The 23230-nt window shown below is 42.7% G+C and carries 22 protein-coding genes and 2 pseudogenes; 2 read left to right on the top strand and 22 right to left on the bottom strand.

All coding sequences use genetic code 11. The features are described 5' to 3' along the window. Positions 1-12: 12 nt before the first annotated feature. From rodZ to trmJ, 20 genes and pseudogenes are all read right to left on the bottom strand, one after another. Complete coding sequence (gene rodZ / locus PSI23_RS10720) at positions 13-1050, bottom strand: cytoskeleton protein RodZ (protein WP_273555070.1); 1038 nt, start codon at positions 1048-1050, stop codon at positions 13-15. Between the two features lie 120 nt (positions 1051-1170). Next, positions 1171-1533, bottom strand: a complete 363-nt coding sequence (locus PSI23_RS10715) for a fimbrial assembly protein (RefSeq protein WP_273555069.1) — start codon at positions 1531-1533, stop codon at positions 1171-1173. Between the two features lie 128 nt (positions 1534-1661). Further along, entirely contained in the window at positions 1662-2840 is a 1179-nt protein-coding gene (rlmN, locus tag PSI23_RS10710) for a dual-specificity RNA methyltransferase RlmN (protein WP_273555068.1), read from the bottom strand. A 242-nt stretch (positions 2841-3082) separates the two neighbouring features. Further along, entirely contained in the window at positions 3083-3511 is a 429-nt protein-coding gene (ndk, locus tag PSI23_RS10705; protein WP_273555067.1) for a nucleoside-diphosphate kinase, read from the bottom strand. A gap of 407 nt (positions 3512-3918) precedes the next feature. Next, positions 3919-4236, bottom strand: coding sequence for a hypothetical protein (locus tag PSI23_RS10700; protein WP_273555066.1), 318 nt, complete (start codon positions 4234-4236; stop codon positions 3919-3921). A gap of 67 nt (positions 4237-4303) precedes the next feature. After that, a complete protein-coding gene (locus PSI23_RS10695) occupies positions 4304-4510 on the bottom strand; it encodes a helix-turn-helix domain-containing protein (RefSeq protein ID WP_086109981.1) in 207 nt (68 codons plus the stop codon). A gap of 8 nt (positions 4511-4518) precedes the next feature. Beyond that, positions 4519-5079, bottom strand: a complete 561-nt coding sequence (locus PSI23_RS10690; RefSeq protein WP_273555065.1) for a DUF2975 domain-containing protein — start codon at positions 5077-5079, stop codon at positions 4519-4521. 193 nt (positions 5080-5272) lie between these two features. Continuing rightward, positions 5273-6415: pseudogene (locus tag PSI23_RS10685) on the bottom strand (penicillin-binding protein 1C); the annotation flags it as partial. Next, a pseudogene (locus PSI23_RS10680) lies at positions 6376-9006 on the bottom strand (alpha-2-macroglobulin family protein); the annotation flags it as partial. The pseudogenes PSI23_RS10680 and PSI23_RS10685, both read right to left, overlap by 40 nt. Positions 9007-9298: 292 nt before the next feature. Continuing rightward, positions 9299-9727, bottom strand: coding sequence for an enhanced serine sensitivity protein SseB C-terminal domain-containing protein (locus PSI23_RS10675; RefSeq protein ID WP_273555064.1), 429 nt, complete (start codon positions 9725-9727; stop codon positions 9299-9301). A 139-nt stretch (positions 9728-9866) separates the two neighbouring features. Beyond that, complete coding sequence (pepB, locus tag PSI23_RS10670; RefSeq protein ID WP_273555063.1) at positions 9867-11162, bottom strand: aminopeptidase PepB; 1296 nt, start codon at positions 11160-11162, stop codon at positions 9867-9869. Positions 11163-11339: 177 nt separating this feature from the next. Then, positions 11340-11534 carry a Fe-S cluster assembly protein IscX gene (gene iscX / locus PSI23_RS10665; protein WP_273555062.1) on the bottom strand — a complete coding sequence of 65 codons (195 nt, stop codon included), beginning with the start codon at positions 11532-11534 and terminating at the stop codon, positions 11340-11342. A gap of 14 nt (positions 11535-11548) precedes the next feature. Further along, a complete protein-coding gene (gene fdx / locus PSI23_RS10660; protein ID WP_047962953.1) occupies positions 11549-11884 on the bottom strand; it encodes an ISC system 2Fe-2S type ferredoxin in 336 nt (111 codons plus the stop codon). Between the two features lie 2 nt (positions 11885-11886). Continuing rightward, entirely contained in the window at positions 11887-13734 is a 1848-nt protein-coding gene (hscA, locus tag PSI23_RS10655) for a Fe-S protein assembly chaperone HscA (RefSeq protein WP_273555061.1), read from the bottom strand. A gap of 112 nt (positions 13735-13846) precedes the next feature. Beyond that, positions 13847-14368, bottom strand: a complete 522-nt coding sequence (gene hscB / locus PSI23_RS10650) for a co-chaperone HscB (protein WP_273555060.1) — start codon at positions 14366-14368, stop codon at positions 13847-13849. A gap of 60 nt (positions 14369-14428) precedes the next feature. Further along, the gene (gene iscA / locus PSI23_RS10645) at positions 14429-14752 is read right to left on the bottom strand and encodes an iron-sulfur cluster assembly protein IscA (RefSeq protein ID WP_273555059.1); all 324 of its coding nucleotides are present in this window, start codon (positions 14750-14752) and stop codon (positions 14429-14431) included. A gap of 108 nt (positions 14753-14860) precedes the next feature. Continuing rightward, complete coding sequence (gene iscU / locus PSI23_RS10640; protein ID WP_273555058.1) at positions 14861-15247, bottom strand: Fe-S cluster assembly scaffold IscU; 387 nt, start codon at positions 15245-15247, stop codon at positions 14861-14863. Between the two features lie 24 nt (positions 15248-15271). Continuing rightward, the gene (locus tag PSI23_RS10635; RefSeq protein ID WP_273555057.1) at positions 15272-16486 is read right to left on the bottom strand and encodes an IscS subfamily cysteine desulfurase; all 1215 of its coding nucleotides are present in this window, start codon (positions 16484-16486) and stop codon (positions 15272-15274) included. 69 nt (positions 16487-16555) lie between these two features. Then, on the bottom strand, positions 16556-17047 hold the full coding sequence (gene iscR, locus PSI23_RS10630; protein ID WP_273555056.1) for a Fe-S cluster assembly transcriptional regulator IscR: 492 nt from the start codon (positions 17045-17047) through the stop codon (positions 16556-16558). 265 nt (positions 17048-17312) lie between these two features. Continuing rightward, positions 17313-18047: a tRNA (cytosine(32)/uridine(32)-2'-O)-methyltransferase TrmJ gene (trmJ, locus tag PSI23_RS10625; RefSeq protein WP_273555055.1), complete on the bottom strand. Its 735-nt coding sequence runs from the start codon at positions 18045-18047 to the stop codon at positions 17313-17315. A gap of 125 nt (positions 18048-18172) precedes the next feature. Between trmJ and suhB the strand changes: the two genes are divergently transcribed. Beyond that, complete coding sequence (gene suhB, locus PSI23_RS10620) at positions 18173-18976, top strand: inositol-1-monophosphatase (protein WP_273555054.1); 804 nt, start codon at positions 18173-18175, stop codon at positions 18974-18976. 86 nt (positions 18977-19062) lie between these two features. On the opposite strand, the gene PSI23_RS10615 is transcribed toward suhB, so the two are convergent. After that, positions 19063-20304, bottom strand: a complete 1242-nt coding sequence (locus PSI23_RS10615) for a 3-phenylpropionate MFS transporter (RefSeq protein WP_273555053.1) — start codon at positions 20302-20304, stop codon at positions 19063-19065. A gap of 89 nt (positions 20305-20393) precedes the next feature. Beyond that, positions 20394-21647: a serine hydroxymethyltransferase gene (gene glyA, locus PSI23_RS10610; RefSeq protein ID WP_273555052.1), complete on the bottom strand. Its 1254-nt coding sequence runs from the start codon at positions 21645-21647 to the stop codon at positions 20394-20396. 344 nt (positions 21648-21991) lie between these two features. Between glyA and hmpA the strand changes: the two genes are divergently transcribed. Beyond that, entirely contained in the window at positions 21992-23197 is a 1206-nt protein-coding gene (hmpA, locus tag PSI23_RS10605) for an NO-inducible flavohemoprotein (RefSeq protein ID WP_273555084.1), read from the top strand. The last annotated feature ends 33 nt before the right edge of the window (positions 23198-23230 follow it).

Genomic DNA, 23230 nt, shown 5'->3' with positions numbered 1-23230 from the left:
AATTTAAGGAGTTTATTTCAGTTGCAATTTGGCAGTGACATTTTTCTTCACAAATGCACTCAGATCCACTGGTTTTCCCTGGTACAGAACCTCAACCTCAGCAGGCACGCCAATCGTCAATGAGTAAAGTGATTTACCGGAAAATTTCAGGCTATTACCTTTCTTTTTGATGCCGCTGAACAACACCTTGCCTTTAGAATCGGTGACTTGCAGCCAGCTTCTCCCTTTGAAATTCACGACTAATTCATTGTTGCTCACCGCACTGATATTATTCACATCAGCCGATGATGGACTTACAACAGAATTTTTCGCCTCTGCATTAGTGGCAGAAACCAGATTTTCTGATGTTGCATTTGTTGCCGGTTGATTAACGGGCAATGACTCTGCTTTAGATGTGGAAGATACCGGAGGGACATTGCTGCTTACATTTCTGTCTACTACCGTACCATTTATTTCTGCTGGTGACGTTTTTCCTTGGGATGCATTATCTTGGGAAGACACTCCGGATTGGCTGTCTTTAGCAGGAGCGGATACATTATCCCCTCCCGTGCCTGGAGCTTCCGAACTCTTTTCAGAGTTTGCTACCTGAGCACTCTTGGCACCAGATTGTTCAGATATTGGAGACTGTGCTGTTTGTTGTGCTTTATAGTCCTGCCACCACCACAAGACTGTCATTCCTAATAGGAAAATGATAACAAACCAAGTTATCTTCATTAACCAACCATCACGCTTCTTGCGTTTTTTCCCTGCTGAAAAACTTTGCATAGGAGACGTTTTTATAGCCTTGGATGGCATCTGTTTATCCAAAACACTCAAGATTTCAGACTCAGGTACTTGAACCAATTTTGCATAGGCACGAATATACCCACGCAAAAATGTCGGTGAAATATTTGACGGGATATTATCTTCTTCAATATCACGAACAGTGGACAGTTTAAGACACAAGCGATCTGCCACAGTTTGCTGAGAAAGCTCATGCTTTTCACGAGCCTGACGCAAAATCTGACCTATTGTCAGATTGGCTTCTTCTGGGTAAGTTTCAGTCTTCATTATTAGCTAGGGACACTGGTACTGTTCTGGGTTTAAAGAATTTACACAAATTAAATTAATAGAACACATCACTTAATTTGTGTAGTGAAATCATCTAACGACTGCGTCGAACATAGAAAATCATCTATCACAGCTATAACGGCTTGTGCTATTTTTCATATTTTCCGCGATCAATTGCTCCGCTTTTTCATACTGCTTTTGTTCACAAAGAAAAATATAGTAGTGATGCACTACAGTATCACTTCCAGCCGTATACTGCATAGCCATTCTATAGTGCTGACTGGCGGTTTCTGGTCGGTCTGCATATTGTTCATGCAATGCCATGCCTAGATGTGCTTCTGAATGAAGAGGCTGCGCCAGCAAGACTTTTTGAAAATGATATTTAGCGGCCGGTAAATTTCGTTCCGACAAATAAGCCCTCCCTAGCTGCAATCGTGTATCTATGGCAACAACCTGATGAGTGCGATGCGTTGCTGGTTCCACACATCCCGTTAACAGGCTAAAACAAACTATAGTCCAAATTATTGATTTCCGTATCATACCATTTTCATTTATAAGATTATGTCAAACTTCGCCAGATTTTTAGCCATTAATCGATATTAAACAGAAAATTAGACTGCTTTTACCTGAATAGGTTCACCTGTCAGACGTTTTTTCAGTGTTCGTTTTGTTCTATCAATCACATCACCGGCAAGCTGCCCACATGCGGCATCAATATCATCTCCCCTCGTTTTACGCACGATGGTCGTAAAACCATATCCCATCAGGACTTTGGAAAAACGATCGATTCGGCTGTTCGAACTGCGTCCATAAGGTGCGCCCGGGAACGGGTTCCACGGAATCAGGTTGATCTTGCTAGGGGTATCTTTCAGGCATTCCGCCAATTGATGGGCCTGTTCAACGCTGTCATTGACATGATCAAGCATTACATATTCCACCGTAACACGTCCCTGATTCGCATTAGATTTTGTCAGGTAACGACGCACGCTGGCCAGAAACTCTTCAATATTGTACTTGCGGTTAATGGGTACGATTTCGTCACGAACGTCGTCAGTAGGTGCATGCAAGGAAATTGCCAGTGCAACATCGATCATATCACCCAGTTTATCCAGTGCAGGAACGACACCGGACGTTGACAATGTCACTCGGCGTTTTGACAGACCAAAACCAAAGTCATCCATCATGATTTCCATAGCTGGCACGACATTGTTCAAATTGAGCAATGGTTCTCCCATTCCCATCATCACCACGTTGGTTATGGGACGACGACCACTGGATTTCAGTGATCCGATAATCTTGGCGGCACGCCAGACTTGACCAATAATTTCAGAGACTCGCAGGTTGCGGTTAAAGCCCTGCTGAGCGGTAGAACAAAATTTACATTCTAAAGCACACCCCACCTGAGATGAAACACACAGTGTCGCGCGATCATCTTCTGGGATATAAACCGTTTCAACCTGTTGATCACCTACAGTAATCGCCCATTTTATAGTGCCATCAGAGGAGCGTTGCTCTTCTGCAACTTCTGGTGCTTTGATTTCAGCAACTTGTTGCAATTTTGCCCGGAGCACTTTGTTAATATCGGTCATCAGTTCGAAATCGTCATAGCAATAATGGTAAATCCATTTCATGACCTGATCGGCACGAAAAGGTTTTTCTCCCATATCGATAAAGAATTGACGCATTTGTTTACGGTTAAGGTCGAACAAATTGATTTTACCGTTTTTCTTTTCAGGCATGACGGATACAGCGGAGGTTTCAGGTGATACGGTTTCGTTAAGTTGGGACATTTTTACATCGCCTCGTTGTTACACTTTCGGCTCTATGCTGATCTGATTTCAGCACTAAGTTTTCATGCGGTAACTGCCAATTCAATGATCATTCTCTTTTTAGGCCAAGTTGCATTCGGGCCAAATTGAATGGACATTGAAATAAAATAATAAACGCCCCGCTGAATCAAATCAGTGGGGCGCATCATTGTACAAACTTTACTGTTTATATGCTACTTAGATGCCACATGTAGCTAAGGGCTTTAAAAGCGAGGAAAAACTTCATCATCACTGAAAAAGTAAGCAATCTCGCGGATTGCAGATTCAACAGAGTCTGAACCGTGAACCGCATTTTCAGTAAAGCTGTCTGCATAGTCTGCACGCAGAGTACCTGCCAAGGCATTATCAGGATTAGTGGCGCCCATCAGATCACGGTGACGTTGAACCGCATTCTCACCTTCCAGAACTTGTACCATAATTGGGCCAGAAGTCATGAACTCCACCAGACCATCAAAGAAAGGGCGGCCTTTGTGTTCAGCATAAAAACCTTCCGCCTGCTCGCGAGTCAAATGCAGCATTTTGGCCGCGATGATTTTAAACCCTGCGCTTTCAAAGCGAGCATAGATAGAACCGATAACATCTTTCTTAACTGCGTTGGGTTTAATAATGGAAAAAGTACGTTCAATTGTCATTGGGTAACCTCTTTGGCACTTTCAGCGATGATTTATTGTAATTTTTGCGCCCCAAACAAAATCGGAGGGACAGCTCTACCCTGTATCTGATATCTGACAGGAATAAAAATAGGCGTTGATTATAGGAGGAGACTTTCTGCTTGCCTACAAAAAACACAACATTTTATTAAAACTTTCTTAGCGAAAATTATCATTTTTTAGCATAAATCACATTTTTGCTTGATTACATCCGTCAAGTTAAACTGCTTTACCGATATTTAACCTTAATATTGGATAAAATATCTGCACTGTGTGTTATTTTCTCTTACCTTGTTGATTCTATAAAATAATGCCTACTCAGGCGAATAAATCCTAAATAGGCATTCTGATCAAGATCATTGAATTGGTGTTTTTTAACTAAATATCAATTACAAAACCGTATCTGTGACACATTGAACAAAAGGTTTAACCACATCGGTCATTTCCTTGTTTAACGGTTTATTAGTTTCATCAGAAACTTTAAGTTCCCCCTTTAGTCGCTCATTAGTATCTTTGGTTGTTTTATCCAATGTACCAATAATGCTAATGGTATATTTACGGTCTGTGGGTAATAAATCTGTACATTTTATCAAAGCTCCCTGTTGGGTAGGCTCTTGGTTATGTTTAACACCTGTAACTGATCTATCAGCAAAAGATACAGGAATATAAAATGCACCCAGCAATAAAACATATGAAAAATATTTCACTTTATTTCCTCACTGTTGACGTTTAATTAATCTCCCAATCTATTGGGTATAATGATTGAATCACTGGCTAATCTTCTTTAAATTCCAATATATCCCCAGGTTGGCAATCCAAATATTGACAAATGGCATTCAGAGTAGAAAATCTAATACCTTTAATTTTCCCTGTTTTCAGCAGAGAAAGATTCTGTTCAGTAATACCAATGGCTAGAGCTAAGTCTTTAGATTTAACCTTACGTTTTGCCATGATCACGTCAAGATTAATAAGAATTGCCACGGTATCTCCTATAAAATACTCTGGTTTTCTTCATATATATCACATGCTTGATAAAGAATACGCGAGATAACAGTCAGACAAACTGAAATGAAAATCGCAACAAAATGGCTGGAAGTTAAACTAAATGAAAAAAAGCGTTCACCTACTGGCGCAGACATTGTTAACCACAACGTTAATAGAGGCTCACACAAAATATCTAAGATACTCCATAAAACCACTCCCCAACCTGCGTATTCTAAATATTTAACCGTACCCTTAGAGAAATAATCACCTTTTCTATAATTGCCGAACAATCGATAAAAAGCCCAAAAACTACCAACTAACGATAATAGTGGGATGGTCGATATCAATATTCCTCCCATTAACTTCCATGCACTAAAAGTGTCCCTATCAAAATGTGATAATATTCTCCCAGTCAGGGCAAACTCCAATCCATATTTTTCCAGAATTAATTTTGGTTCCAGCCAGCTAAGAACATTCGCCACCATCACTGCAATAATAATCAATAACGATAATTTAGACATCACCAAACTAAGTGTCGTCATTCGTGTGAGTTTTGAAGTGTGCATTATGCATATTATCCATTTTTGAGCCTGGATCAAATTATAATCAATAATTATTGTAAAACAATAATTTTTTACCTCTAAACATGAAATAAATTACATGCAGAAACAAAAAACATGGCTAACGCCATGTTTTTAATAAAATTATTTATAGGAAATTTAATGTCAAAAAAGTTTAATGCCAAAAACAGTGCCTGAATCACTTCAACACAAAATTGATTGCGCTGATTTGTCCACTCAAATCCAAAACACTGAGCTGATATTTACCTGGTTGTGATAAAGTCTTGCTCCAAGATTGGTTGTTTTTTGTCACGGTAACTTGCTCACCATTCAAAAACCACCATTGTTTACCACTGCCTCCTTGTGTCGTAATCCGCAAGTCCAAATCCTTTTTACCCGGAATACGCTTCAACACTTCTCCTTCACGAACGCCAATAATCAATAATGGTGCTTCATCCATTTTCATGGGTGGACATTGTTGATTCATGGGAGGAAGCCGATTTGCACGGCGTTCGTTAACGGGTAACCATGCTTCTAACGAGATTGGCCACAGGCTTATCGTTTCAGGATGGGCATCAGGGCAATCAGGAGCAACACGCAAGCCATTTTTATCCAGCCATATCCGTTCGTTGATCCCTGAAATACCTTCCTGTTCCACGGCAGATAGTGTCGGGGGAATCGTATGATCCAAAATCCAGCTCAGGCGACGCTGCCGACAGTTATTGCTACCTTTATTGCTACCTTGGGACAGGATAGTTCCGCTCGGCCAGCAAATGGTTGCTTGCGTGACACTGGCTGGTCGAGGATCAATAGGAATACGCATTGAGCTATAACGCAAATTCTCTATTAACAATCCATTAATTTGATTCATGATTGGTATCGCTGTGGCATACCCAAACTGACCAATAACAGGAGTTCCATCTGGTCTGCCGACCCATACGCCTATGGTATAACGCGCATTCAGACCAATTGCCCATGCATCTCTATAGCCATAGCTTGTGCCTGTTTTCCATGCCAGAGGAACACTGGCGGGTAAAATATTATCGGGTTGAGGGCGTCCTTCTCCAGCCATAATCCTTCTGACAATCCAAGCCGCCCCGGCAGAGAATAATTGTCTGTCCCGTACTTTTTGTTGCGGTGTAAAACGCAGTGGAGATACTTTTCCCTGACGGGCAAAAGCACTGTATGCCGAGACCAACTCATCCATACGAGCGGCAGTCCCTCCTAAAATAAGGGATAAATTCGGTTCACTGCCCAATGGGAAGCGCAGTTTCGTTCCCACATTGTGTAAATTAGCCGTAAATCGTTTGGCCCCATAGGCTTCAAGGAGTTGTACAGCAGGCGTGCCCACGCCTGATTAATAGGAATCTCAATATCCAAACCTTTTTCTGGAACATCTATTTCCTGCCACCACAACGGACCATCACTGGATTCCACCAACAAATAACCTTTACCCTCTTGTGGTGCAACCAAGCGCACTTTCACTTTCTCGCCCGGTTTATAGGCAGGTTTATCTAGTGACAACTTGACTTGATCCGGACGTACTGCCCCAGTACCTCCAGTATTATCCTGCCATGAATAACCCGCCCAGAAATTTAAGCTTGTAACGAGTTGATTTTGTGGATTGACAACTTCAATTCGATAAGCTCCCCAATCCACAGGGAAACTGATTTTAGCTGTACCATTTTCCGCAGTCTGAACATGTTCATCAGCCATTACCAAATCTTTCTGGTCATAACCCGAATCCCAACCAGTACTATCAGACCAACGCCAATAGTAATCACGACGTTCATATATCAAACGCGCTCTTAATTCTGACGCAGCATATTTTTTACCACTGGCATCCACATAAACTATTTCAAATTCTGCCAGTGAATTTTCATCCACGTTATAGCGGTTTTCATCACGACCAGTGCGGTAATTATAAATTACCTTCTTATTGAACAACGGGCGTACACCAACCAATTTTTCAGCAGGCCAGACAGCCTGTTCAGCCCGGCGGGTCACTGGACGCCCTCCAGACTCCAGCAAACTGGCCTGTACAATGACTGTCACCGGAGATGCGACGGATTTCCAGTTACTATTGCTGACAGAAAGGTTGGTTTTCCCTTCACTGTCTAAGGTTAAGTCAAATTCATCCAGTGTCCGCCTCAAATCAGTTTCTTTTACAGCGCCAAATTCGTATCCCGATAATTTTGCCACGGCATTACGGGCAGGACGCAGGAACAATTGCCCTTGCAAACGATTATCAGCAGCAGGAGCACCATACAAGTAACGACCTGTTATGGCGAATTCAACATTTTCATCGGTCAATACAGGCTGATTATTAACGTTTCCTTTAATCTCAAGTGCCATTCGTTCAGGCATGAAATCTTCAACGTTAAATTTGTAATATCGTGGCGCGTTATCACCTAAGTCAAATCGCAGTGACCACATCCCTGTTTCCGCCTCGCGAGGAATTGAGTAACGATATTGGTACAAACCGTTTTCCGCTTGCCAGACAAAACTGCGAACAACCTGGTTATCTGCTTTCAATACATCCACTTTAACTGGCTGTGATTTAAGCGGGTGACCATCAGCATCACGCAGTAAGCCATTAACGATCAATGTTTCTCCTGGTCGATAAAGATCTCTTGGACCGAATACGAAAAACTGTTTGCTATATCCTTGCGGCCCGCCAATATCAAATTCAGAGAGATCCAATGCCGGTGAATCCAAATCGATCATACTGGTATGTCCATTCTGGGTTGCCAGTAATAATCTCGCTTTGTCACTTTTTTCAAGCGAAGCATGTCCATCGTTATCTGTCGTCGCTTTTGCCACTGGTTGCCCTTTGGCATCCAATAAACGAACTTCAACGCCTTTCAAACTAGAGCCTTGTTCCAGTGATTGGGTAAAGACATCAATCCTGTTCAGATAACTGTGCATGGAGACGCCAATATCACTCAATGTGAACAGGGTAATTGGATTACTATAGGTATATTTTCCCGCCTGCTGCATAACTGCCAGATAAACACCATCTTTTTGCAGTTCTTTGATATTACTGAGTGGCAGCAATATTTTTTCACGGGTATTGACGATAGGGTTGAGATCAAAACGCCCTGTATAGACTAATTCAGTTTCTTGCAGTAATTCCTTGGAGTTCCAATAACTCATGTTACTGCGGTATTGCCAGTCGGCGATAAATGAAGGCAATGCTCCATCCTTGATACGGAAAAAATTAACATCTACGCGATCAACATTGAGGGCCAGAACAGGTAACCCTTCTGCTGCCTTACTGGGTAGCAATAAGCCTTTGCTGGCAAAGCCAACGGTAGGAGTGACAGGCGCTGTATTAAATTTTTTCTGATAACCCGTTGTCAATCGACGTTCATTGATACCTTTTATACCTTCATCAACCGTCAATCGTAATTCACGGGAAGGCGGTAAATGGCGCAATCTGAGTTCCATTTGGTTATTGGAAAGCTCCCATGCACCATCCAATTTTCCCGATTTCACATCAACAAGGTGCATTTTTTGTGAGAAATCCTGGTTAGGCTCAAGAGGAACGGAGAATGTCACCACCATTGCGCTGGCACCATCCAATTGCAGTTCGGAAGCATCCAAGATGGTGACATCTTTACCTGCATAGCGTTTTGCTAGCATTCTGATATCTATTATAGATTCCGTAGCATTAGGTTCCTCGGCCTTAGACTTCACAAGCTTGGATTCTGTGGATTTAGATTCCGCAACTTTATCCGTCGATGCTTCTGATTTAGCTGTTGCATCTTGAGAGTTGCTATTTTGAGATAATGATGAGTGCAGCTTATCTTTTTCAGGGTTTTCGGATTGATCACATCCAGATAGCGCGAATAGTGAAAATAACATGGCGAACATCACTGCCAGATATCGCTTTCTCCTTATCACCCATTGCCACAATTGTCGTTGATACATAACCATAATCCTTATCAATTTACCGGATATGCCGGAATATTCTTTTTTGGATGTTCATTATGGTACTTCTTAACTCACATAACTAAAGGGTAGAAAAAATAACTAAATTTCTGATCAAAGAGAAATGCGTCTTATATTTATACCCCATGTTCTTGCCGATTTTCGATACCCCTCGCAATATTCGTTTAGCAAGCATTATCAAATTACAAGGAAAGTAGATCGCAAAAAAGTAGATCATAAAAACCATGGAGTAAAATTGGTGAAAAATAGCGCCATGTTACAAAATCAAGCACTATTGATTGACAACAGGAATGGTATCACGCAACCAACTACCTAGTTTACGCTGATAAAAAGGTTGAGTATGCTGAATCAAGTAATGGCTAATACCTCGTTCTTTTTCATCCAGCAAGCAGAAATCGACAGATTCGTCTTCATCGAGATATTCGCAAGCCAATTCACCTGCTTCTTGAATCAAGAAATTAATCTCACTGTCTGTCAATGTCGCACTGAATTCCAAACCAATTAACAAATTGGGTTTTTCATCCATATTTTTATCATGGGCCATGACTAAAAAAGCTCGCCGAACAGATTTATGCTGTTTGAATAAATCAATCAGTGACTCAATAAGCTTAGCTGGCTGTTCTTCTGGCTGACTCAGAGTAATACGGCTTCCGCTAGGAACCTTTATTTCGGTAGAGATAGGCCCATTTGATAAACTCATGAAAATCTCCGAACAATGTTGTTTAAATAAATATTGTTTGAGTTAATACTATTTGAATTGAAGTAAAAACCATTAAAAATTTCAACAATAGCTCCCCATAAGAGGAGCTATTAAGAATAGCTATTTTTAATTTATTTCATTATTTTGCTTTTGCCAGCAATAAATTAGCAATCGTGCGCACACCATAGCCTGTTGCACCCGCAGACCATTGTTCAACAGATGATTTACGGTAAGTCGCTGAACAATCGATATGTACCCAACCTTTTTTGTAATTTTCTACAAAGTGAGACAAGAACGCTGCTGCTGTGCTTGCTCCTGCCGAATGTGCGGGTGACGCAATATTATTCAGATCAGCAAAATTGGAGGGTAGTTGGCTACGATGGAATTCCGCCAGAGGTAAGCGCCAGAATAATTCATTTTCATTATCTGCCGCTACCATTAAGTCAGATACCAATTGATCATCAAAGCTCAGTACTGAATGGTAATCATTGCCTACTGCTATTTTCGCTGCACCAGTCAAGGTGGCAGCATCAATAATAAGTTGCGCTTTTTCCGCGCTGGCATCAATCAAACCATCAGCCAGAACCAGACGACCTTCCGCATCCGTGTTCATCACTTCAACCGTTTTGCCGTTGCGGTAATGAATTATATCTCCCAATTTGAAAGCATTACCACTCACCATGTTATCAGCGATGCTCAAAAATAGTTTTACGCGATGTTTCAATCCACGGCTGATTGCCAGTGCCAGCGCTCCCGTTAATGTCGCAGAGCCACCCATGTCTGATTTCATGGAATCCATGAAATTCGAAGGTTTGATACTGTATCCACCGGAATCGAAGGTAATGCCTTTACCAACCAAGCAGGCAAAAACAGATGCTTTTGCATCTTTTGTCGGATTGAAATCTAAGGCCAAGAACACAGGATCACGGGAAGAGCCTCGACCGACAGTATGCACCCCGGCATATCCTTGTTCATGCAATTCATTTCCTTTGATGATTTGATAACTAACGGCATCTCCCGCTACATCAGCCAGCAAATTAATCGCTCTCTGGGCAAGCTGTTCTGGCCCCAAATCTTCTGCCGGAAGGTTGATGGTATCACGTACCCAATCAATGAATTTGATCCTTCTTTCCAGTTCTTGTTTTTCCGTCGCGGATAATTGCGGCCACTCAATTGTGCGCAAGCCCTTAGGTGAACGGAAACCCAACCAGAATGCCCAACTTTTTTCCAGATCCCAACCATCACCCACTAAAGCAATATTGCGAATTCCTTGCCCATCAATTTTACGTCCAGCGCGTTGAATTGCACCCAGCTTTCCATTGCCTTCCAAATGGATAGTGATTCCCTGCTCGCTTGAACTAATTAATGCTCTTTCACCCCAGCAAGCGCTAGCTGGCTCATAAGACAGTGTTATGGGCATGATTTGCTTTGTCATTTTTTCTCACTTCTTATCTTATTTGTTCACTGTGTCACATCGCTCACTGTTTCACAGTAAGGGTTTATTGATATAAAAAAACTGGCGATTGCCAGTTTTCCATTAAATGCAGACTATGCCAAGTTATTGAGCAAGGATCGGTGAGCTTGCGCTATTTTTTCTTAGGCAAATTTCGCACTACTCGTATTCATCCAACCATACTAACAAAATAGCTTCTAATATTTTTTCATTGGATTTCTGTGGATCATCATCAAAACCATCCAGCTCACAAATCCATTCATGCATGTCGGTGAAACGCACTGTTTTAGGATCTAAATCAGGAAATTTATCATACAACGCTTCGCCGATCTCACGACAGTCAGACCATTTCATTTTCCGTTCTCCTGTCAGTGTTCACGTGCATGGTTAATGGTGTATTTAGGGATTTCAACGACTAAATCCTCATCGGTAACTTTGGTCTGGCAACTCAATCGGCTTTCCGGCTCCAGCCCCCATGCCTTATCCAGCATATCATCTTCCAGTTCAGTGCTTTCTTCCAATGAATCAAAGCCTTCTCTGACGATACAGTGGCAAGTGGTACACGCACAGGACTTTTCACAAGCATGTTCAATTTCAATGCCATTGCGTAATGCAACATCCAAAATTGACTCGCCTTCCTTAGCGTCCAATACTGCCCCTTCAGGGCAAAGTTCGTTATGAGGTAAAAATACAATTTTAGGCATAATTAAATCTCATCCACAGAATGACCCGCCAAAGCCCGGCGGATTGATGTGTCCATACGGCGTGCTGCAAATTCCTGCGTTTGTTTGTCCAATTGTTTAATTGCACTTTCAATCGCATCAGGGGATGCCCCCTGAGCACTTTCAATTAATACTTGTGCGGCAGCATCAATGGCCGTTTGTTCTTCTTGAGTCAGTAAATCCGCATCTTTTTCTAATGCACTGGTTAAACTTTCCAGCACCCGGGCCGCTTCGACTTTCTGTTCAGCCAATTTACGTGCCCGGATATCTTCCTGTGCATTAGTCATGGAATCTTTGAGCATGTGAGCGATTTCTTGATCCGACAAACCATAGGAAGGTTTCACCTGAATGGAGGCTTCAACGCCCGTGGATTTTTCCAGTGCGCTAACGCTTAACAGACCATCCGCATCGACCTGAAAGGTCACACGAATGTGTGCTCCACCAGCCGGTAATGGCGGAATACCACGCAGTGTGAAACGCGCCAGTGAACGGCAATCATTGACCAATTCCCTCTCGCCTTGCACCACATGAATGCTCATCGCGCTTTGACCATCTTTGAAAGTGGTAAATTCTTGCGCTTTTGCAACAGGAATAGTGGTATTACGTGGAATGACTTTTTCCACCAGCCCTCCCATTGTCTCCAAACCAAGTGACAGCGGGATAACATCAAGTAACAGCATTTCGCTGTCTGGTTTGTTGCCTACCAGAATATCGGCCTGAATTGCAGCGCCAACAGCGACAACTTTGTCTGGATCGATAGAAGTCAGCGGATCACGGCCAAAAAATTCGCCTACCATAGTACGCACCAACGGAACTCGCGTTGAACCGCCAACCATGACGACCTGCAAAATCTCATTAGTTGTTACGCCCGCATCTTTCAGTGCCCGACGGCAGGAGAGTAATGTGCGTTTGACCAAAGAAGTAATCAATTCATTAAATTCGGAGCGGGTAATACTACCCTGCCAGTCAGCAATGCTTATTTCTGCCCGATCTGCCTCACTCAAGGCAATTTTGGCTTGAGTGGCAATATCCAACAACTGACGCTGCAATTTGTGGTTGTTATCGCTGATTCCAGCCTGATCACGTATCCAATTTGCCAACAGCAAATCAAAATCATCTCCACCGAGAGCGGTATCTCCCCCTGTTGCCAGTACTTCAAACACTCCCCGGCTAAGGCAGAGAATGGAGACATCGAATGTTCCGCCACCAAGATCGTAAACGGCGATCACACCTTCCTGACCGGAGTCAAGGCCATAGGCAACGGCAGCCGCAGTAGGTTCATTCAAGAGGCGGAGAACATGCAAGCCAGCTAAGCGAGCAGCGTCTTTAGTACCCTGACGCTGTGCATCGTCAAAATAAGCAGGAACTGTGATCACGACACCATCAAGTTTACCATCCAAGGTTTCTTCTGCCCGTTGTGTCAACGATTTCAATATTTCAGAAGAAACCTGAATAGGATCTACTAACCCCACTACGGTATTGATCAATGGCAAACCATTTTCACTTGCCTGAAGCTGATATGGCAGGTTGGGATAACGTTTTTGAATGTCCGCCAAAGAGCGTCCCATCATACGCTTGACAGAGCTGACAGTATTGACAGGATCAGATGCAGCTTGCTGACGCGCCTGCCAACCGACCAGAATGTCTTCTTGACAATATTGTACAACAGAGGGAAGCAAGTGACGGTTATCACTGTCTGCCAATGTTTCAGCCTGACCGCTGCGGACAGTCGCAACCAAAGAGTGAGTTGTACCAAGATCAATCCCCGCAGCCAGCCGACGCTGGTGCGGTACGGCAGATAAACCAGGTTCGCTGATTTGTAATAAAGCCATGTGTGCCCCTATAAATCTATATCATCCGAAGTCTATATCAGCCGAAATCTATTCAACTGAAATCCATTCAGCCAAAAGTTATTCTGAACAATATGATTCAGTTAAAAGTCTGCTAAAAGTCATCTAATAACCGTTCTTCCAGTTGTTCAACCTGCTGCTGTAATTTATCCAGAAAGCGTAATTTACGGACTATATCGGCTGAAATTGACCATTCGGCAGCATTTAATTGCTGTTCCATCTGCTCACTACGCGTTTTAATCATTTTATTCAAGCGAGATGAAAAATCGTTCAATGCTGTTTCTGGATCCACGCTATGTTCAATGGCATCAAGCTCTTCACGTAATTCCAACTGCTGCATCAGGAAAGCCGTATCTTGCATCGTGTGCTGTTCGTTGGATAGATCGAATCCCTGCTGAGATAGCATGTATTCAGCACGTTTCAAGGGATGTTTTAGTGTCTGATAACCGTCATTGATAGTAGTAGCTTGTTGAAGTGCCAGCGTTTTTTCACGTTCTGGCTGGTTAGCAAAACGATCAGGATGAAACTGGCGTTGCAATTCCTGATAGCGGGTCGCCAACTGTTCACGATCAATCGCATAACGTGTGGGCAGCCCAAATAAAGTAAAATAGTCCATAAGTTACTCTTGTTTTGCAAATACAAATAGTTTCGCAAAATGCAGGGTCAAAAAATGGGATTAAACGTGGAAACTTTCCCCACAACCGCATTCGCTGGAAACATTGGGGTTGTTGAATTGAAAGCCTTCATTCAGGCCTTCTTTAACAAAATCCAACTCAGTACCATAAAGGTAAAGGATGCTTTTACCATCAATGATGACTTTCACGCCCTTATCTTCAAAAATTTGATCTTCTTCATTAATTTCATCAGCAAATTCAAGTACATATGCCATGCCAGAGCAGCCGGATGTTCTCACTCCCAAACGCAACCCTACACCTTTTCCTCGATTGTCAAGAAAAGCCAAAATACGTTGGGCTGCACTTTCTGTCAGGGAAATTGACATACAACACCTCACTTTAAAACTAGTAAAGGTGGATATTGCTACAATATCCACCAGAATTATTTTCTTTTTACGAATTCTTTTTTGCGAATTCTTTCTTTATGAAAAGCGTTATTTGGCTTGGCGCTTGCTCTTGTAATCAGCAATAGCGGCTTTGATAGCATCTTCTGCCAAAATAGAGCAATGGATTTTCACTGGTGGCAGTTCCAATTCATCAGCAATCTGAGTATTTTTAATCCCCTCAGCCTGTTCCAATGATTTACCTTTCATCCATTCTGTTACCAAAGAACTGGATGCAATTGCAGAACCACAACCATAGGTTTTGAAACGCGCGTCTTCAATGATACCTTCATCGTTGACTTTTATTTGCAGTCGCATAACGTCACCACAAGCGGGCGCACCTACCATTCCACTACCCACTGAAGGATCTTCGCTGTCGAATGAACCAACATTACGTGGGTTTTCATAGTGATCAATTACTTTGTCGCTGTAAGCCATGTCGTTACTCCTGAAACCGTCTGATTAATGATGAGACCATTCGATGGCGCTGATATCCACACCCTGTTTGAACATTTCCCACAATGGAGAAAGATCGCGCAGGTGACCAATCGCGTTGTGAATCAACTTGATTGTATAGTCTATTTCTTCTTCTGTGGTAAAACGCCCCAAAGAGAAACGAATAGAACTGTGTGCCAGTTCATCATTCATGCCCAGTGCACGCAGGACATAAGAAGGCTCCAGACTCGCTGAAGTACATGCTGAGCCGGAAGATACCGCCAAATCTTTCAATGACATCATCAATGATTCACCTTCAACATAGTTGAAGCTGGCATTCAAAATGTGTGGCGCACCCAGTTCCAAATCACCATTCAGGTAAACTTCTTCAATATCTTTGATGCCGTTCCACAAACGCAGACGCAAACCACGAAGACGTTCTGCCTCTGATTCCAGCTCTTCTTTCGCAATACGGTAAGCTTCACCCATGCCAACAATCTGATGAACAGGCAATGTACCTGAACGCATGCCGCGCTCATGACCGCCACCATGCTGTTGTGCTTCAATACGCACACGCGGTTTACGGCGAACATACAGCGCACCAATTCCCATCGGGCCATAAAGTTTATGAGCAGAAAAAGACATTAAATCAACTTTCAGCTTGCTGATGTCAATCGGCAATTTACCAACGCTTTGAGTTGCATCAACATGGAAAATAATGCCACGGCTACGGCACATTTCGCCAATGGTCATAATGTCCTGAACAATACCGATTTCGTTGTTAACGTGCATGATGGAAACCAGGATTGTATCTTCGCGCATGGTAGCTTCCAGCTCTTTCAGATCAATCATGCCATTGCTCATTGGCGCCAGATAAGTGATCTCAAAACCTTCGCGCTCCAGCTGGCGGCAAGTATCTAAAACCGCTTTGTGTTCAGTTTTGCTGGTGATGATGTGCTTGCCTTTCTTCTGATAAAATTTTGCAGCACCTTTAATTGCGAGGTTATCTGATTCTGTTGCACCTGAAGTAAACACGATTTCACGTGGGTCTGCTCCAATCAAATCAGCAATTTGATTACGTGCAATATCAACCGCTTCTTCAGCTTGCCAACCAAAACGATGTGAACGGGAAGCCGGATTACCGAAGATCCCGTCAATAGTTAAATAGTTCATCATCTTTTCAGCAACACGTGGATCGACTGGTGTTGTTGCTGAATAGTCCAAATAAATGGGTAATTTCATTGCTCACATGCTCCGTAAGACATTTTTAATACTTTCATTGCCACACAAGTATTTGTATTTGCCGCAAGGTTACGCTCGCAGGTTAACGTTAATCATCTCTTGAGACCTACCGTTGGTACGTCGCTTGTCGCTGTCTTGACGATCAGCAACATTTAATACTTCTTGGTTATTCACTAATTCTTCTAAACTGATGCTACTCAGGAAACTCGTGATGCGATCACTGAGGTCACGCCACAAGGCATGTGTCAAACACCGATCGCCACCTTGACAGCCTTCCCTGCCCTGACAACGAGTGGCATCAACGGATTCATCAACAGCTGAAATCACTTCGGCAACGAAAATTTTACCGGTATCTCTGCCCAATAAATAACCGCCACCTGGACCACGGACGCTAGAAACCAGACCATTTTTACGCAGGCGGGAAAACAACTGCTCAAGATAGGAAAGGGAAATTCCCTGACGTTCAGAAATGTCGGCTAATGGCACCGGCCCTTCTTGTGAATGCAACGCCACATCTAGCATGGCTGTTACTGCATAACGTCCTTTTGATGTCAGTCTCATAACAAAAACTCCGTGGTGAAATATGGGTAAAATTGTGGCATTCCTGACTATTTTAGTCAACTATTTAACCAAGTAATTTACTCAACTATTATTTGGCTGCCTTTTACTTTTTTCACCTGTCTACTTTCGGCTTTCCAACGGCTTTCCGCTATGTTTCCCAGCGATTTCTTTCTGTCACTTCCTGCTATATTTTTTGATCACATCAATATTTTTTGATCACACCAGCATTTTTTGATCACATTGGTATTTTTCATACCGCATCAGTTTATTTTTTATCCCACCTTTCCATAGAGGTCAGTATACCACGCAGGATATTCAGTTCTTGGGTTTCCGGCCGCGCACGGGTATAAAGGCGTCTTAATTTATTCATTATCTGGCCCGGATGTGCTTTGCGGATAAAGCCAGATTCGTGCAATACTTGCTCAAGATGCTGATAAAAACGCTCCATATCTTCGACAGGCGGATACTCTGCCTCGTGCTCTGGAGACGTTGCTTCTTCTGGCTGTTCTTGAGCCGCAAGGTGTGCCATGCGAATTTCATAGCTAACCAATTGAACAGCCATAGCCAAATTCAACGAACCGTATTCTGGGTTGGTTGGAATATAAAGGTGATAATTACACTTCTGCAGCTCTTCGTTAGTCAAGCCTACACGTTCACGACCAAAGACAATGGCAACCGGAGAGTGACTGGCAGTTTTGACACAACGCTCGCCACATTCACGTGGCTCAACCATTGGCCAAGAGAGGGTTCGGGAACGGGCACTGGTTCCAATGACCAACTCACACCCAGCCAATGCCTCATCCAACGTATTCACAATCGTTGCATTGCCGATAACATCACTTGCACCGGCTGAAAGTGCGATAGCGTGAGAATCAGGTTGGACAAGAGGATTCACCAGATACAGATTGGTCAACCCCATCGTTTTCATGGCCCTAGCTGTTGATCCCATGTTACCCGTATGGGAGGTTTCTACCAGAATAATGCGGATATTCTCTAACATGACGGCTTTTAAATTCAGTATAAGAGCCGAATATCTTAACACAGCATTAGTCATTTTGACGAACTACTGCTATAATGCGCGCCGATTTGTTTCTCGTTCTTTAAAATTCTGGTGGAAGATACCCCATGCATCCGATGTTAAACATCGCTATACGCGCTGCGCGTAAAGCCGGCAACTACATTGCCAAAAGCTACGAAACTCCTGATGCCATTGAAGCAAGCCAAAAGGGCAGTAACGATTTCGTCACCAATGTTGATCATGAAGCAGAAAAGCTGATCATTGACATCATCCGCAAATCTTACCCTAAGCATACGATTATCACCGAAGAAAGTGGTGAGCACTTAGGCGAAGAAGACGATTTCCAATGGGTTATCGATCCACTGGATGGCACCACCAACTTTATTAAACGTCTTCCCCATTTTTCTGTTTCGATTGCCTTGCGTATTAAAGGCCGCACTGAAGTGTCCGTTGTTTACGATCCAATGCGCAATGAACTGTTCAGCGCAACTCGTGGTCAAGGCGCTCAATTAAACGGCTACCGTCTGCGTGGTGCCAATGCCCGTGATCTGAATGGAACTATCCTTGCAACTGGTTTCCCATTCAAAGCCAAGCAACACTCTATTCCTTATATGAATGTGCTGGGTAAATTATTTGAACGCTGTGCGGATTTTCGTCGCACTGGCTCTGCGGCACTGGATTTGGCGTATGTTGCTGCGGGACGCGTAGATGGCTTCTTCGAAATTGGCCTGAAACCGTGGGATTTCATGGGCGGTGAACTGCTGGTACGTGAATCAGGTTGCATCATCACTGATTTCGTTGGCGGCCATAACTACACCAACTCCGGCAATATCGTTGCGGGCAGTCCACGTATCGTTAAAGACATTCTGTCTGAAATGCGTGAAGAATTGACAGAAGCACTGAAACGTTAATTCATTGATTATTAAGTAAATATAATTTGAGCAATGTTATTTTCAGGGCACCTATTTGGTGCCCGTTTTCTTATCTTCGCTTTTAATCAGTGTGAAAGTGCATGGGCTTCAACTTTTGGTCTCAGGAACAGGGCTGGCAACGCAACCAACGCCATAACCCAAAATATGCCACTTCCTATATGCTCATACATGAAACCAGCAATTATACTCATGACGGCAATACCGCCTCCCATGGCTAAAGCAGAGTAAGTTGCCTGCAACCGGATAATTTCGTTTTCTTTTCTGGCACCAATAAAACGCATCGCAGCCAAATGGCAAACAGTAAAAGTGCCACAATGCAGGATTTGAATAATAATCAATACTGATAATTCAGTCGATATTCCCATTAATCCCCAACGAATAACACCACAAATTCCTGATAACAGCAGCAAATTACGTGCACTCCAACGGCGGAATAGCTGTTTGCTGAAAGTAAAGATTACAACTTCCGCCACAACTCCCAACGACCAGAGATAACCAATGGTTGATGAGGAATAACCTGCCTGCTCCCAATAAATGGAGCCAAAACTGTAGTATCCCGCATGGGCAGCCTGCAATAAAGTTACGCATACTAAAAACTGCCACACTGATTTTTCGGATAAGAGTTCTTTAAAAGAAACAGTATTCGTATTTGCAGCCTTAATTTTACCTACCGGCATGACAGAAGGTTTCAACATCATTCCCAGTAGCATGGCTGTGATACTGAATAACAAAAAAGCAAGAATAAGACGATGTGTTCCAAATAATTCGCTGCCAATCCAGTCATTTAAACTGTCAAAAGATATATTCCAACCAAAATCCAAACTACTGACTGAGAAATTTATCCCATTGGCAGACATTAATATGCCTGTTAACGAAGAACTAATAATAAATGCAACCGATCCCCAAACTCTTACTTTGCCATAATCAAACGTAAATTGTTTTTGCCATGTTCCTGCCAAAGCATCTGATAAAGGCACTAATGGTGAGAAAAATAAGTTGAAACCTACCATGACAAAGAAAAGCCATGCCCAGTGGCTACCAAATACAAAACCAGTGGCAAAAAGTAATGCCAACAATGAGAGGAAACGCAGTGCCTTAATTAATTTAGAAGGATCTTTTACTGTAGGAGAGATAACCAGACTACCGATAAAACGGGCAACCATTCCAATACCTAGCAATATTCCTATCATTGAAGCTTCAATACCTTCACCTTTTAACCAGACAGACCAAAAAGGTAAAAATATTCCAAAAGAGAAAAAATAGGTGAAATAACCTAACCCTAGCCAAAACGTTGATGGAACAACCATCCAAATGCCCCCATTTTTTAATGCAAAAAAACCCGCTCAAAACTGACGTTATGAGTCGGGCTTAGTACTAAACTACATTTTATTTTAAATTATGCGTAAACCGGATATTTTGCGCAGATATTCAATACTTTTTGCTTAACACTTTCAATGGTCGCTTCATCATTGATGTTATCCAGCACATCACACATCCAGCCTGCCAGTTCGCGGGTTTCAGCTTCCTTAAAGCCACGACGGGTAATTGCAGGCGTTCCGATACGAATACCAGAAGTGACGAATGGACTACGTGGGTCGTTAGGCACGCTGTTTTTGTTAACAGTGATATTGGCACGTCCCAACGCCGCATCAGCCTCTTTACCCGTAATGTTTTTATCCACCAGATCCAGCAAGAACAAATGATTTTCAGTTTCCCCGGAAACAACTTTGTAACCACGTTGCAGGAATACTTCTACCATCTCTTTCGCGTTCTTGGCGACTTGATGTTGGTAAACCTTAAATTCAGGCTCCATCGCTTCTTTCAATGCAACTGCCTTACCAGCAATAACATGCATCAATGGGCCACCCTGAGAACCAGGGAAAACAGAAGAATTCAGTTTCTTGTAAAATTCTTCATCGCCATCTTTCGCCAAAATCAAGCCACCGCGCGGGCCAGCCAGAGTTTTGTGCGTTGTGGTTGTCACAACATGCGCATGGGGAACAGGGTTTGGATAAACACCAGCAGCTACCAGACCAGCCACGTGAGCCATGTCAACGAACAGATAAGCACCAATTTCATCGGCAATTTCACGCATCTTCGCCCAATCAACAATACCGGAATAAGCAGAGAAACCACCGATGATCATTTTAGGCTGATGTTTTTGTGCCTGAGTACGAATATCTTCGTAGTCGATTTTGCCAGCGTCATCAATACCATAAGGAACGATGTTATAAAGTTTACCGGAGAAGTTAACTGGAGAGCCGTGAGTCAGGTGGCCGCCGTGCGCCAGATTCATCCCTAAAACAGTATCGCCGGGTTTCAGCAATGTCATATACACCGCAGCATTTGCCTGAGAACCAGAGTGCGGCTGGACATTTGCATAATCTGCACCAAACAGCTCTTTTGCACGGTCAATCGCAAGTTGTTCAACCACATCGACATACTCACAGCCACCATAGTAACGTTTACCCGGATAGCCTTCCGCATACTTGTTAGTGAGCTGAGATCCTTGAGCCTGCATAACTCTTGGGCTGGTGTAGTTTTCAGAAGCAATCAATTCAATGTGTTCTTCTTGACGACAAACCTCCTGTTCCATCGCTTGCCACAGTTCGGGATCGTAATTCGCAATATTCATTTCACGCTTTAACATTTGGTTCTCCTGACTCAGCTACATCTCTAAAAAATACCCCTGAGGGCCAGAATGTCACACAGTGTAAACTCTTTTTAACGAATGAGATAGTCTTGACAAAACAAATTACGCAAACGTTTGCATTGCGCATTAATAGCCCATTAGAAGCTGAACGACCTAGTATTGAGCCAATGATTTCAGATTTATCAATGATATTTGTGATCTTGATCGAGATTTATAGTGATATAAATTCTAATTTTTTGATTTAAATCAATATGATTATCTTTTCTCAAATTGACATATTCCCAAACCCAATAAGTTGCATTTAAAATGCAATTTATAAACTTCGGCATCATTTGAGAAAAATTCAGGAGCTCCCCATGCTAGACAGTCAGGTTATCGCAACCATAAAATCCACCATCCCATTAATTGTTTCTACAGGTCCTAAGCTAACTGCGCATTTTTATGAACGTATGTTCAAGCATGATCCTGAATTAAAAGATATTTTTAATATGAGCCATCAGATCAATGGTGATCAGCGTGAAGCTCTTTTCAATGCCCTTTGTGCATATGCTGCCAATATCGATAATCTGTCAGCGCTATTGCCCGCCGTAGAAAAAATTGCCCATAAACATACCAGCCTCAACATTCAACCTGAACATTATCAAATTGTAGGTACGCATCTTCTGGCGACACTTGATGAAATGTTTCATCCCGGTGACGAAGTTCTCGACGCTTGGGGAAAAGCCTACAACGTATTGGCTGGTGTATTTATCAATCGGGAAGAGGAAATTTATCAAAGCGGTGAGTCATTGGAAGGCGGTTGGCGTGATGTACGTCAGTTCCGTGTTAGCCGGAAACAGCCACAAAGTGAAGTCATCACTAGCTTTGAGTTTGTCCCTGTTGATGGTGGCAAAGTGATGGATTACAAACCAGGGCAATATTTGGGGATCTATATAGAAGATTCAGCATTTGAAAACCGTGAAATCCGCCAATATTCACTGACCGCCGCACCAAATGGAACCAGTTATCAAATTGCCATTAAACGTGAATCTCAGGGCAAGGTTTCAAATCACATGCATGATAATGTACAGGAAGGGGATATCGTGATGTTGGCAGCGCCACGCGGTGATTTCTTCCTTGACGTGCAAGCTGAGACGCCGGTGACACTGATTTCTGCTGGGGTTGGTCTGACCCCAATGATGAGTATGCTGCAATATCTGCATAACCAACATCATACTGGCTCAGTAAATTGGTTCCATGCAGCAGAACATCGCGGTTACCACGCTTTTGCCAATAAAGTCAATGATATGTCTGAATCCATGCCTAATTTGTATTCACAAGTTTGGTATCGTGAACCAAGAGATACCGATCAGAAAGGCATTCATTATCAACACATCGGGCTTATGGATCTATCTCTTGTGAAAGACGCAATAATGGTGGAAAGGATGCAATTCTATTTCTGCGGCCCCGTGGCTTTCATGCAACATATCGCCAAGCAATTGTTGGCAATGGGCATTGATGAACAACATATCCATTATGAATGTTTTGGCCCACATAAAGTAATTTAATTCAGCTTATTTAATACACAAAAATAAGTGATA

The organism is Xenorhabdus yunnanensis, assembly GCF_028598805.1.
Classification (GTDB): domain Bacteria; phylum Pseudomonadota; class Gammaproteobacteria; order Enterobacterales; family Enterobacteriaceae; genus Xenorhabdus; species Xenorhabdus yunnanensis.
The sequence above is the reverse complement of the archived record's forward strand: the minus strand, read 5'-3'. Positions and strand labels throughout refer to the sequence as shown.

Excerpts from the sequence above, each read along its gene's own strand:
- iscX (WP_273555062.1), bottom strand. The coding sequence starts at position 11,534 with ATGAAATGGTCTGACTGTCGTGAGATCGGCGAAGCGTTGTATGATAAA.
- iscR (WP_273555056.1), bottom strand. The coding sequence starts at position 17,047 with ATGAGACTGACATCAAAAGGACGTTATGCAGTAACAGCCATGCTAGAT.
- iscA (WP_273555059.1), bottom strand. The coding sequence starts at position 14,752 with ATGTCAATTTCCCTGACAGAAAGTGCAGCCCAACGTATTTTGGCTTTT.
- PSI23_RS10675 (WP_273555064.1), bottom strand. The coding sequence starts at position 9,727 with ATGAGTTTATCAAATGGGCCTATCTCTACCGAAATAAAGGTTCCTAGC.
- ndk (WP_273555067.1), bottom strand. The coding sequence starts at position 3,511 with ATGACAATTGAACGTACTTTTTCCATTATTAAACCCAACGCAGTTAAG.
- suhB (WP_273555054.1), top strand. The coding sequence starts at position 18,173 with ATGCATCCGATGTTAAACATCGCTATACGCGCTGCGCGTAAAGCCGGC.
- PSI23_RS10690 (WP_273555065.1), bottom strand. The coding sequence starts at position 5,079 with ATGCACACTTCAAAACTCACACGAATGACGACACTTAGTTTGGTGATG.
- PSI23_RS10635 (WP_273555057.1), bottom strand. The coding sequence starts at position 16,486 with ATGAAATTACCCATTTATTTGGACTATTCAGCAACAACACCAGTCGAT.
- PSI23_RS10615 (WP_273555053.1), bottom strand. The coding sequence starts at position 20,304 with ATGGTTGTTCCATCAACGTTTTGGCTAGGGTTAGGTTATTTCACCTAT.
- rlmN (WP_273555068.1), bottom strand. The coding sequence starts at position 2,840 with ATGTCCCAACTTAACGAAACCGTATCACCTGAAACCTCCGCTGTATCC.
- iscU (WP_273555058.1), bottom strand. The coding sequence starts at position 15,247 with ATGGCTTACAGCGACAAAGTAATTGATCACTATGAAAACCCACGTAAT.
- glyA (WP_273555052.1), bottom strand. The coding sequence starts at position 21,647 with ATGTTAAAGCGTGAAATGAATATTGCGAATTACGATCCCGAACTGTGG.
- pepB (WP_273555063.1), bottom strand. The coding sequence starts at position 11,162 with ATGACAAAGCAAATCATGCCCATAACACTGTCTTATGAGCCAGCTAGC.
- fdx (WP_047962953.1), bottom strand. The coding sequence starts at position 11,884 with ATGCCTAAAATTGTATTTTTACCTCATAACGAACTTTGCCCTGAAGGG.
- rodZ (WP_273555070.1), bottom strand. The coding sequence starts at position 1,050 with ATGAAGACTGAAACTTACCCAGAAGAAGCCAATCTGACAATAGGTCAG.
- trmJ (WP_273555055.1), bottom strand. The coding sequence starts at position 18,047 with ATGTTAGAGAATATCCGCATTATTCTGGTAGAAACCTCCCATACGGGT.
- hscB (WP_273555060.1), bottom strand. The coding sequence starts at position 14,368 with ATGGACTATTTTACTTTATTTGGGCTGCCCACACGTTATGCGATTGAT.
- hscA (WP_273555061.1), bottom strand. The coding sequence starts at position 13,734 with ATGGCTTTATTACAAATCAGCGAACCTGGTTTATCTGCCGTACCGCAC.